Origin of the sequence: Schaalia sp. lx-260 (genome assembly GCF_021083645.1) — a bacterium.
Classification (GTDB): Bacteria; Actinomycetota; Actinomycetes; order Actinomycetales; family Actinomycetaceae; genus Pauljensenia.
This window is the reverse complement of sequence record NZ_JAJNRQ010000004.1, coordinates 306,751-319,109: the sequence shown is the minus strand read 5'-3', so window position 1 is coordinate 319,109 and position 12,359 is coordinate 306,751. Positions and strand designations below refer to the sequence as shown.

Annotated in this window: 9 protein-coding genes; 3 read left to right on the top strand and 6 right to left on the bottom strand. The window is 50.5% G+C overall.

The window, feature by feature from the left end; translation table 11 throughout:
• Window positions 1–2,596: hypothetical protein (locus LRP57_RS06910; RefSeq protein WP_231205782.1), on the bottom strand; the 2,596-nt coding region annotated here is incomplete at its 3' end.
• Between the two features lie 436 nt (window positions 2,597–3,032).
• Between LRP57_RS06910 and LRP57_RS06905 the strand changes: the two genes are divergently transcribed.
• Window positions 3,033–3,932 (top strand): YwiC-like family protein, encoded by a 900-nt coding sequence (locus tag LRP57_RS06905; protein ID WP_231205781.1) that lies wholly within the window; start codon window positions 3,033–3,035, stop codon window positions 3,930–3,932.
• A 70-nt stretch (window positions 3,933–4,002) separates the two neighbouring features.
• Here the strand turns inward: LRP57_RS06905 and hisC are convergent, their stop codons facing one another.
• Window positions 4,003–5,058 carry a histidinol-phosphate transaminase gene (gene hisC / locus LRP57_RS06900; protein WP_231205780.1) on the bottom strand — a complete coding sequence of 352 codons (1,056 nt, stop codon included), beginning with the start codon at window positions 5,056–5,058 and terminating at the stop codon, window positions 4,003–4,005.
• Between the two features lie 293 nt (window positions 5,059–5,351).
• Between hisC and LRP57_RS06895 the strand changes: the two genes are divergently transcribed.
• Entirely contained in the window at window positions 5,352–5,732 is a 381-nt protein-coding gene (locus LRP57_RS06895; protein WP_231205779.1) for a phage holin family protein, read from the top strand.
• A 90-nt stretch (window positions 5,733–5,822) separates the two neighbouring features.
• On the opposite strand, the gene LRP57_RS06890 is transcribed toward LRP57_RS06895, so the two are convergent.
• Together LRP57_RS06890 and LRP57_RS06885 are read right to left on the bottom strand one after the other, a co-directional pair.
• Window positions 5,823–7,589 (bottom strand): hypothetical protein, encoded by a 1,767-nt coding sequence (locus LRP57_RS06890; RefSeq protein ID WP_231205778.1) that lies wholly within the window; start codon window positions 7,587–7,589, stop codon window positions 5,823–5,825.
• Between the two features lie 34 nt (window positions 7,590–7,623).
• Window positions 7,624–7,908 carry a hypothetical protein gene (locus LRP57_RS06885; RefSeq protein ID WP_231205777.1) on the bottom strand — a complete coding sequence of 95 codons (285 nt, stop codon included), beginning with the start codon at window positions 7,906–7,908 and terminating at the stop codon, window positions 7,624–7,626.
• A 311-nt stretch (window positions 7,909–8,219) separates the two neighbouring features.
• Here LRP57_RS06885 and purB point away from each other — a divergent pair, with 311 nt between their 5' ends.
• Entirely contained in the window at window positions 8,220–9,689 is a 1,470-nt protein-coding gene (purB, locus tag LRP57_RS06880; RefSeq protein WP_231205809.1) for an adenylosuccinate lyase, read from the top strand.
• Between the two features lie 278 nt (window positions 9,690–9,967).
• On the opposite strand, the gene LRP57_RS06875 is transcribed toward purB, so the two are convergent.
• Together LRP57_RS06875 and LRP57_RS06870 are read right to left on the bottom strand one after the other, a co-directional pair.
• Complete coding sequence (locus LRP57_RS06875; protein ID WP_231205776.1) at window positions 9,968–10,879, bottom strand: hypothetical protein; 912 nt, start codon at window positions 10,877–10,879, stop codon at window positions 9,968–9,970.
• A complete protein-coding gene (locus LRP57_RS06870) occupies window positions 10,866–12,275 on the bottom strand; it encodes an alpha/beta hydrolase (protein WP_231205775.1) in 1,410 nt (469 codons plus the stop codon). Before LRP57_RS06870 ends, LRP57_RS06875 begins: the two co-directional genes overlap by 14 nt.
• Window positions 12,276–12,359: the final 84 nt, after the last annotated feature.

The following is a 12,359-nucleotide window of genomic DNA, read 5'->3' as shown; positions in this document are numbered from 1 at the left end:
TCAACCCCGTATTCGCCACCGAATACCGATAAAAAACAGAACCACCCAAATCCTGAGCAGGAGCAGACAAACTCCACCCATGCCCATCCAAAGACACCGACTTCTTCGGAACCAACTCCGCCGGAGGCGTAAAGCGGATGTTCATAGTTGATGCCATAAATCGTTCGGTAGTGTTACCGTCTTCATCTATGTCATTAGTATCTGTAATAGGCCAAGCATTCCAAGTATTGCCCTCTGGCTTCACCAAATCATTGTTATCCCACAACGTGTAATAGGTGATGATATTGGGTCGCGGATTCATTTCCGCGTACAGTGTCGTATCCAAATCAAAACTAGATTGCACACCTAGAGAACGCCAGTCACCGTTTCCGTAACGTGACTCAACATCACCATAGTTATACACCAGCGCGATACGACCCGAATTCTTAAAGTTCGGTACAATAGTTGGTTCAATCGGCTTCGGCAAAGGGCGACCATACATCGACGAACCTGTTGTGCGCAGATAATTCACACCCGGAGGCAACACCACAATCTGACGCAGATTTTTGACGGGTTCTTCTAAAGTGCCCCATATGCCAGAGACACTCGAATTCACCTGAAAATTACGCACACGCCCACAATTTTGCGGCGTAATAGTCGCAACCGTCAGATTCTCACCACTCGAATCCCTCTTATTCTCACAATTCTCATACACAATCCACGCATTGGAATCTGTGTTGCTATTTGGTGGTTGAAAAATTCTGTTCCGGTTTGACTCAAAACCACTGAACATGGCCACTCTAGGAGTAATCCCGTCGATGTAAACATAGTTATTAGCGCGATCCTGTGGCTTTTCTGCCACCCTAACAACATCGCTATTCACACTACCCAGTGAGGCTTGAGCATCAGCATCATTAATATAGGACTGACGCCCTTGATAGCCTTCTGCCTTCCATTTTTCCATTTCAGTCGCTACAGGATAGGCAGTCACAACGAAGCCATACGCCTGATTATCCATTTCCAACGGTGTGGCGAAAGCTAAACGCAGGGCTTTATACTGACGCTGCTTGTCATCAATATTGACAGACTGACCTATTTTTAGGTCACGGGCAAGCTCAACCTCACTATCGTCATCCTTCACACCATACAAAACATTGCCCATCGCATTAAATTGTGCGATCGCTTGATCTCTGGTGAGGGAATTACCGTTGAAAACAAAACCAGTCTGGTCGTTAATCTTAAAGGTGTTGTAGTACAGCCTAGAGTCAAGCCCGTAATCACGGACCTCACGGAAGTAGCTCTTGATACCTGTACCCGAAATGGGTATCGCATTGGTATCCGCTCTTCTGTTATTGGTGTTGGAAATATTGAAGACCCAACGAATTATATCTTTTTCTGGATCCGAAGGATCAACAGTAACCTGCTCACCCCTACGATAAAGTTTTTCAGCGTAGTAGATGAAATCTGGCGTGTGCACCCATTTAGCGAGATTCGACTGGCCTTCTGCTAAGACCGGTGGTGGTGGTGGTGGCGGTGTGTACAGAACGGGACGGAATGCGACTGAATCGCTGACTTCCGGTAACTCGTGTTCGGTAGCTAAACCAGGATCGACGGTTGCAACCATCTTATTGACATGTTTTAGCTGTTCAGTCTTAGTGGCATCCGTGTACACGGTAGCGTTATTGAACCTCAAATAAATGGTCGCCATGTAACCACCACAGAGCGCGTGATAGTTCACCGGGCCTTCAAACGTGGCACTATGAGTCTCCGGATCATACTTCCACCAAGGGGAGTTAGGAGACAGTGTTGCTTCTGCAGGTAATTTATCGACAAATTTCACTTTTGTCGGCTTAAGGAGTCCCAATCCGGGAGGCGCTCCTGTACCCGTCGGCTTCACACACATGTCATATCGAAGATCCCTGTTCCAATCCGCAGGTGTGTGCGTATCATCCTGACCGCGAGTGTATCTAAAATCTGCTTGACTAAAAAACACTCCCCTTGGGTTCTCGCGTCGTATATCCCAGCTATATGTGCTAGTTGTTGACGCGATTTTACGCGGCTCGTATTGATCCAATGCTTTCGCGGTGAAAGTGACTGAATCTTCCTTGATGACCTCACCATCTTCGCCAATCAGCTTCCACGTAGGAGTAACCGTGAAACCAGTGCGAGTGACCTCATTTTTGAAACGGAAAGAAAATGGAACCGCTGTTTTCAAGCCACCCGTGATTTTGTCGAAAGTATAGTCAATACACCAGGCATCATCTGTGGTCCGACGGGCTGAACCTTGCGCCTGCGAAGAATCCACATAACCTGGCTCGTCTAAGTAAGATGCGCGCGGTACACACAGTTCAAGTTTGGCATTTGGAATATTCACGCCCGTACCCGAAGCATGGAAGTTCGGGTACACGGAAATTGTTTCGCCCGACCAGTATTCCAGTTTTTTCTCACGCCCCTGCGCGGAATCAACCGTGTCAAGAACCAGTTTCAGGTTCTGAGTATCTTCGGCATAGGCGACATTCACGCCAGGTAAATTCTGTAGTAAAGGCGGAACCAATACTGCAAAAGTTATAGCAATAGCTACCAAAGATATACGGATACGACGGGCTACTTTATACATAAAAATAAAGGGTACGACTACCCCCCCCCCGCCCTCAACAGTTATAAAAATTTCAAATAATGCTATCCTACAAAAACAGGCGAAACCACAAAGCAAAAAACGGCTGATTTCCAAGCAAAAGAAAAAGTCATCCCCCCCCCGCCTCAATTTATTTATTGAAAATCACAGCTTATGTCAGGGCATAAACAGCGTATATGAGACACTAAAGAACCCTTTTGAATACCCCGCTCTTACCCGCTCGCACAAAAATAACGCCCCTCATCAGAAAAATTCAGTCCACAAACAGCACGACAGGAAACGGCGCAGGCTACCGTGGCACAGAAGTTTCCCGCAGACACCTTGTTTCCCCTCACAACTATGCATATAGTGAATTAACGAACTACGTTCACAATCAAGTACCCAGATAAACACCCTCGCTAGCCGGAAGAAAAACCCAATGCCCATCACACGCAACCTACGCGCGCACGGATGGATCCCCGACCAGCACGGCGCATGGCCTATGGCCTTAATACCCCTGCTCCTTGGAATATACGCAAGCGAAGCACAAAGTATCCACCTGCTACTGAGCGCAGCATGGCTGACAGCTTTCGCCCTCTTTCACGTCACCGAATTATGGGCAAAATCAGCGCCACGACGAAAAAAACGTATCACCCCTGCCCTCATATTCTGGCTCATTGCCACTGGCACACTTGGCACACCGTTACTGTTCCTTGCTCCCACGCTGCTACTGTGGGCGCCACTGTTCCTCCCGCTTGTGTTCACCGCCGCATGGGGGATCTTCAAGAAAAACTCGCGCTCACTCCTTGTGCGCACCACAACTATCATCGCCTCATGCCTTATGAGCCCTGTCGCATACACACTGGGCGGCACATGGCAGCGAACCGAGGACCTCACACACAGCAGCACGCATCTATGGCAGGAACTCTGCTGTCATACTTCCAGCAGCACGCATCTTGCTGCGCAATGGTTCAGCGAACTAGCCGGCACAAAACAAGGAACGTACTCTTGGCTCATCGCTTGTATATGCGCCGGGTATTTCCTGGGAACTGTCCCCTATGTGCGTTCGTTGATACGCGGGCGCGGTAACATCCGCTGGATTATCACCACCGGCCTATGGCACATACTTGTCCTTTGTACGTGGCTATTCCTATGGATGCGACACTATGCGCACTGGAGCCTCGTTATCTTAGGGTGTGCGCTCCTTGCACGCGGCTGCGTTATTCCTTTGAAAACACAAGACGGCAAGCCCCTGCGCCCAGCAGTTATTGGCATCAGTGAAATCGTGTTCTCGGCGCTACTGATTGCTGCCCTCATGCTGAGTCACAGCCTGACCTAAGTCGGCCGCCACTCAGCCCAGATCAGACCACAGCTTGCCATTGTTTTTGCAGGCTACCCATCGTCTAAAATCAGGCGAAATATTCGGAGGCCACAGCTAAAAGACGATTGTTTTGCTCGCGTGTCCCCACCGTCACACGCACTCCCTCAGGAAAAGGACGCACAACTAAACCAGCACGTTCACATGCTTCAACAAAGGAAACATCACAGCCCGGCAACCAGTAGAAATTTGCTTGAGTGTCAGGAACCGGCACCCCTAGTCCACGTAAAGTCGTGACGATACGTTCACGTTCAGCCACAACCTCATCAACACGCTCACGCATATCCTGCTGGTGTTCTAAAGCAGCACGCGCCGCAGCTTGAGCGACCGCTGACACCCCGAAAGGCACTGACAGCGCACGCATTGCAGCAATTAAATCCGCGTGGGCAACCGCATAGCCCACACGTAATCCCGCCAAAGCGTACGCCTTAGAGAAAGTACGCATCACCAACACATTCGGATACTTTTCAATCAGCGGGATTGCCGTTCGCACCTGCGGGTCAGTTGCAAAGTCGATGTACGCTTCATCAACGATGACTAGGACATGCGCGGGAACGCGACGCACAATATTTTCAACCTCAGAGTATGACAGTGCCGGACCTGTGGGGTTATTCGGTGTACACACAATAAGTGCCACTGTGTGAGGTGTGACAGCAGCGATCATTGCTTCTATATCGTGTTCCCCTGTTTCTGTCAGGGGAACGGGAACGGCTTTCCCACCTGAGGCGGGCACAGCAATCGGATACGATTCAAAACTACGCCACGGGAAAATTACTTCCGCATTCGGAATACACACTGCGGATAGTGCTGCTAGAAGCACAGCGGATGAACCTGTTCCCACGCATATGTGCTCAACCCCTACCTTGTGGTGTTCAGCGAGCGCCGCGGTCAGGTCCGTTGCCGCCATATCCGGGTATCGGTTCGGGGAGGCGAGGGCAGCAATCGCCGCGTCAATTACATGAACTGAAGGTGGGTACGGCATTTCGTTGGAGGATATTTTATCTGCGCCTACGATGGAGCGGCCTGGGATGTAGCGGGGAAGCGAAGCAACTTCTGCGCGTAAAGGAACGGTGAAAGGATTATGCATATATCAGTCCTACCGTACTTATTAAGCATTTTCCTGATGTAGACGCACTGTGATATGCATAGGTGCAACGGGCCGGCTTTCCTTTTTCATCGTGGGATGCTCGCCCTAGGTTAAGCGATGCTATGCGACGAATACGAGCCTTTATTCATCACGGCGAGACTAGAAGTAGAGGCAGGAAAGGGTGCGACACACCTAGCGCACTCAGCATCCGTAGAACTCTCAAGACACCAAAACGGTCAGCACGCACAGCAGCTCACAGAGCACACCACCGCAGGAAGTGACACACTAGCGTTATGAGACTTATCGTTCGACTTATCGGCACCATGTGCGGTATCTGGGCTTCAGATTCTTTAATATCAGGTATCCATGTTGGGGATAGTGCAACATTGTCGGGGCATCTTTTACTGCTTGCCTGCATTGCGGTAGTTATGACCTTGGTGAATAGTATTGTGCGGCCTTTAGTAAAAATTCTGGCTTTCCCGTTGTACATCCTCACTTTCGGTTTATTTGCTTTGGTGACAAATGCGGTTGTATTTATTGCTGCCAGCAAAGCCGCAACCTTACTTGGTTTACCTTTCGTTGTGGATACTTTCGGAGCTGCTTTATTAGGCGGTACATTAACTGCGGCGATCACTGCTATCACAGTTGCGATTCTTGGGAAAGAAAAAGACTGATATAAAAGACTGATATACAGGACACGTTCGTTATAGCCCAGCACATGTTATATTCGATGCTTTCTGTGACCTGGCAGGTTTTAGGACCTGCTATGTTGAGGGTCTGATACGTTGCGTGTCGAATATGTGGGAAATCGTTACCGTGTCATCAGTAAAGTTCAAGTTCTTTTGCCTGGCATCTAACCATTCCTGCACTTCCACAGGAGCGCGTGAGCCATGTGATTCACGTTCACAATGCTCAAGAGCTTCCACGTACACAGATAAGTCATGTGCAAATACTGGTTTCCCGTCCAGCGTTCGCCCATCCAAAGCCTGACCATCAAAATGTAAGGTCGCGGAGCCTTCATTCCAATGATTAGCGGTTCCATCTAAGGATGGGACAATGTCGCGCGTGTTTTCTAAAGCAAGCATCCTTACCCCCTCGCCAGGAATAACACCTCCTGTTGGGGAGCCTACCGCCAAAGCAGAAACCACGTGATACCGACGTAAAACATCTGGTTCACTGGCTAACTGTCCCACAATGATTCCGGCTTGTGAATGACCAACAAATTCAACAGGGTCACCGGAGCGAATCCCCGCCATATCCATTGCTGTCAGGACAGCTTGACGTTGATCTGAGTTTTGCCCTGCAACTGCTTGTAAATTCGACAGCATATCCTGTGGGTTACTTTCACCGGGCAACCATTTTTGCGTTCCACGAACAATAACACTCCACGACTTTTTACCGGAAAGTCCCCGATGTTCCAGCACTTCAATTTGCCCTGTATTGCTGCCTTCTTTCAATGTGGCTATTCTGCGTAGAGCATCCGTTGCTTGACGAGGCGTTTTCACAGTCACAGGGTCACGTCCAACAGGTCCGGGCTTCCTTAGCTCCACGCTGGCAGGCAGTCCCGCTCCTGAATCAGATGCCCCCGCGATCACCGAAAGCAATGGGAACATTGCGCCCGTTCCCGGAACATAGGTCAAAGCCACAGGGACAGACCCATCCCCCGAACCAACCCATCGTGTCTGACTTGCCTTATTATGCGCGCCTCGTCCTGTACTCACGCGAACACCGTAACTTGGCCCTGAAAATAACGCCCCTAAACCGGTATACCATGAGGCCGCTAAAGCTGCTGCTGAAGCAATCTCACGGTTACCCGCATAACTACCCTCATGACGTCCCGGTGGAACAAAATACGCGGTGTCGTAATCAATACGCCGCCCAATGGCTGCCATATCTAATTCTGCTCGTAAACCCACAGACCCATCCCCCACACCGGTAGCAAATTCTCTGGCATGGTGAATGAGAGAATTTATTGTGCCTGCACCCCACAGTAATCCGCCAGCCAGCCACATCCTCACGTGGTCAGTACATAGAAAAGGGGAAAAGGGCGAATTTCCCCGCATAGATTGCGCCTGATCTGAACCTATAGGCGCACCTGTGGGAATGTTGTTCTGTCCCGCATGAGGGCTGAAAGTTCCCACATTCCACGCACTCGGCTGCTGGGGGCCAAATTTTTTCCATACACATTCAAAACGGGCTGCATCCCCTTCAGCAGCAATAAAAATTAAAAGAGCACGCAGCAGGTTTCCTTGGAAAACCTCAATATCCCTAGCACATTGTGTGACATCAAGTATCGCGTTTTCTAAAGCCGTTTCACTGCAATACTCCTCGTAATATCCGCTGTTAAGAGCAGAGATTTTCTCACGTGCGCTTTGGATACTTCCGACGGCGCGAAGCAGTATATCCTGAGCCTGCCGCATGTCAGAGCACCTGAAAGTTAAATCATCTGTATTGACCTGAGTATGCGCAGAGGTAACAACCACATGGTCAAGAAAAGGGTCGCCCATCGAATCGTCTATCGGGTCACTCATGGGATCACACTCATGGGCTCATTCATCTGCGCCATCATCGTGTAGGAACGGTGTACAGGTTACTTAAAGACGCTGCCTCAATACGCTCATACAAAGCGCTTTGTGCATCAAGGTAGCGGTGAATATTCTGTATGCGCGTATTCGTTCGATCAATATGTGCGCACATATCCTGCATAACTATTCGCGCACGGTCGGCTGTACTTCCCTTCCACGTGGGAAAATCATCCCTCGCAATCAATTGCGCAGCCTCATGCAATAAATCCGAACCATGCTGCACATGCTGATAAACGTCCTCAAGACATCCAATAAATGAGTACATCTTTCATCCCTTTCATCCGTACCTATCAAAAAGCACGCAGAACATCCGTAGCATCCTGCATTGCCCTGAAAATCCAGACATTTCACTGATCGCACCGCGTAGGCGCTACCACAGCATCCGACAGCTTAGGCACGCTTTTACGCCGTATCATCCCCGCGCTGGTGACCTGTGGATAACTTCTCCCATGCTTTTTGATCCTGGGGATATGTGGCATCCCATCTTGGGGATATGGGATATTCGCAGATAGAGGATCCTCACACATCTTGTGGATGGCACTTCTGTCACATGGTTTTGTCTGGAATGATGGAGTTATGAGCGCAGCGTTAATTTTTTCCCCAGTAGACGGTTACACAGATCTATCAACCATTGGTGAAGCATTATCACCTCTGGATGGGCGTTACCGTCCCGTTGTTCACGCACTATCAAACTATCTGAGCGAAGCGGCTCTGAACCGTGCTCGCATCCACGTGGAAATCGAATGGCTCATCCACCTGCTTGATACACAGGCACTACCGGGCGCTCCCACACTCACTGACGCTGAACGCGACTACCTGCGCGCACTTCCGCGCGCTTTTGGGGCAACACATATTCAACGCCTCGCAGAAATCGAAGCCGAAACACGTCATGACGTGAAAGCAGTTGAATACCTCATCGGTGAATACATGCGTGAAGCTACCAAAGTTTTAGGTGACAGCACTCATTTACCGGAATTAACTGAGGTCGTTCATATTTTCTGCACCTCAGAAGACATCAACAACCTTGCATACGCGCTGACCATCCGTTCCGCCGTCACAAATGAATGGTTACCTGCCGCTGCGCGACTCACTGACCGTTTAGTTGAACTTGTAGACGCTGGCGCGCACACCCCCATGCTGGCGCGCACGCACGGCCAACCCGCTACCCCCGTCACTATTGGTAAAGAAATCGCTGTTATCCACCACAGGCTTACTCGTCAAATTCATCGTATCGAACAGATGGAATACCTGGGCAAAATCAACGGTGCTACAGGCACATGGGCTGCTCATGTGATCTCTGTTCCTGAGGCTAACTGGCCTGCAATCACCCGTAATTTCGTTGAAAAACTCGGTTTAACGTGGAATCCTTTCACCACGCAGATCGAATCCCACGATTGGCAGGCGGAATTGTACTCAGATATTGCCCGTTTTAACCGTATTGCGCATAACCTTGCCACTGATTGCTGGTCGTATATTTCCTTGGGATACTTCCACCAGAATCTTTCAGCGCAAGGCTCCACAGGTTCTTCAACGATGCCTCATAAAGTCAATCCCATTCGTTTTGAAAATGCGGAAGCAAATTTTGAGATCTCGTGTGCGCTCTGTGATTCCCTTGCCGCCACTTTGGTAACCTCACGTTTACAGCGTGACCTGACCGATTCAACCACCCAACGTAACATTGGTGTCGCACTGGGTCATTCCGCCTTGGCAATCGACAATTTAGTTCGCGGTTTACGTGGAATCGACATTGATGCGCAGCGCATGTCAGATGATTTAGATACCCAATGGGCTGTCCTTGGTGAGGCCGTGCAGCAAGCAATGCGGGCGGCAGCGATTGCCGGAGCAACCGGTATGGCCAATCCGTACGAGCGTTTGAAAGAACTCACTCGCGGCCATGAGGTGAGCGCAGAAAGTATGCGTGACTTCATTTCTGGCCTTGGTTTACCTGCCGAAGTAGGGGCACGTTTACTGGCCTTGTCACCTCATACATACATTGGTTTATCGGAAACGATTGCTCAGTGGGTGCATGAGGATACGCTCTCGTAAGCCCGTACAGGGACACTAGTGCTTGTGTGGACTTAGCGCGTAACGACTTATCTACTTTCGTAAGCCCGTGCAGGGGCACTTGTTTTAGGTCCTCCACACATCGGTTTGAGCTGCCCGCCTGAGGCATCACTGCTTCACTGCACCACTACGTCACTGGTTTGTAACTACCCTACAAATGCTTTGCGGGCACTTAACCCGTACCTAGCGGGATGCCTGACACCTACCTTGGGTGACTTAACGGCTGTTTTGCGGGCACCGTGCGGATGCTAGCGGTTACCTTACGGGTGCCACAAACGATCTGAAGCGGGAGCACCAAAAAATTCATACAACTGCGTAGGCTGCACGATACCCGTTTCACACCCTAAATCCGTGCAACTGGCACGTAACTTGCCGTCGCACTGTTCACGTACACGTAAGCATATGGATACGGGGGCGATTTCTGGATTGTCCCATAAGCTACGTAAAACAACATGAGCGGCGTGGATTTCCTCCTCTGTCAATTCCTCATGCCGGGTCATCCGTTCCTCTGATTGAGGGGGAAGTAATTGAGAGGCAAGGCTAGGTCCTCCTGCGCACTCATCCTGTGACACCTGTCCAGTATCAGCGCCAATAGGCACGTTATCAGCATCAATAGGCGCAAGAACTGCAGGAATACTCCCTGTCTGTTGCTCCTGCGTAGATTTTTCCATTGCAAAGGAATCAGTGGAATCATTCATGCGGCCTTGCCTGTGAATCACAATATCCACACTGATGAGATCGGGTTTACCGAAACCTTCACGCACTTGGAGTGCCAGCACCTCCACAGAAATGCCTTCACCTAATTGCGCTGAGGCAATACTGTTTTCCAAATACGCGCTGATACGTTCTGACCTGCCTGTACGCCGCGAGGAACGTAAAGAAGCAAAGGCCGCTCCCGTGCCTAGGGCAAGTACACTCAGCGTGCCAAGTGTCAGCGGATGAGCAATATGCGGGACACGTTTATGCATATTCATACCGGTGTGCTGGCTCACTCGTGGATACGCCTGACCAGAGGCATGATGCTGTGTGCCGCTAAACCTGCGCGAATGAGCATCACCGGGCACATTAGAGCGAGCGTTGCCTGTTTCAAGCGACGGTAAACGTGAGAGGAGTTCTTCTGTGCTTTTCTTCAAAGCAGCCCATATGTAGGAATGAGGCTCAGGTGTGCTCATGACGACCTCCTTGTCGTTGCGGGACCAGTGTTTCTTCATAGTCCACAGGGGTAAGTGTGCTGCGTTCAAGACGCAAAAACGTATCCCACCTGCTGTTATGCGCAGGTTCGCGGACCTCTTGCCAAATCTCATGAATTGTTACGCGAGTGTATTCGCCCGGTTGCGGTAAGAATTGGCGTAATTTTTCTACAGTTCGCGCGACTTTCCCCCACGGCGCAATATCTACTTTACGTTCCAGTAAACGCACAGTTTGAGCGTAGGTTGTAGATGAGTGCGCGTAATACAAAGGGTTATGACGTGGACGCACCAGTTTACGTCCCACAACGACTCTGTGATCTGGGGCGCGCGCCGGTGTTCCATCCATACTGGGAACAACGTCTTGATCGTGTTCCACCGCAACCATAACGACATCGGGCCGTATACGGAATCGTCGCCCTGGGGTGCCTAATGACAGGATCCCTGTGACATTGACTCCCATTTCTACGGGTTCACGTGAAGCTAAAGCGACCGCAACCATTCCGCCTTGGGAATGTCCGCAAATCAGCACTTTTTCTTTGTGGTATTCGTGTTCTGGGATTCCTGCTTTTTTCATTGCTTCATGCAGGGCGCGCAAGACTCCTGTACGCATTGCGGAAGGTAAGCCAAGGATTTCACGGATATTTGATTCCGTGTCGGCTGGGTTAGGCGTGCTTTCCCAGTCCACGTGGTCTGTTCCCGGCAGCGACATAATCCATCGGCGTGACATTTCGTCGCCTACTTGAGTAATTTTTATGGTTGTGCCCTGAGTGTCAGACCAGTACAGGTCGCTGATGTCATGCGCCAGGTCTGTCAGCGTGTGGGGGGTAAGGTAACGTCCAACGTCAGATCGCACATGTTCTGCGGATGGGTCGTCGTTGTCGGGTTGGGTTGAATCGTAAGTGGTCGCGGTGTGTACGTGCCCGCCGCGTAAAAGTCCGACTGCAGTTCCTGTAGTCAGCATGAATGTCATGAATGAGTCATATCCGCGTCGTGGTAAAAGCGGCAGTGTACGGGCTGCCCGGCCGTCGCGGTCTGTTCCTAAAGTTTTTGTTGTCATCAGCCATGTTCGTATAAGCGTTGTGACGATAGCTGAAGTGCGGCTGATTCCACGGATTAAAAGGGTGTCCAGTCCCGGGTCGTCAAAGAAAATACGTTGGGAGTGCTCGCTAATATCGTCGCCTAGCTGTGAAGCCCATGTGCGCAGGGTGGCTCGCAGATTTTCAGGAACAATCGCGTAGTCAGCGATCAGTGTGGTGGCTCCTGCGAGAGCCAGTTGTGGGACCAGTGGCGCTAATTTAAGTCCGGCTGTGCGTGCTGCGACGGCGTGGGGGATACGTCGAGGCGTGTAGAAAGGTGATCGTCGTCTGCGTGTAGCCATACTTGTTCTTCCACAAAGGATAAGGCCGGGCACAGGTAGTGCCTTTGTCTGCTCTTATTTCTGATTATCCGTGAAAGAGTCACG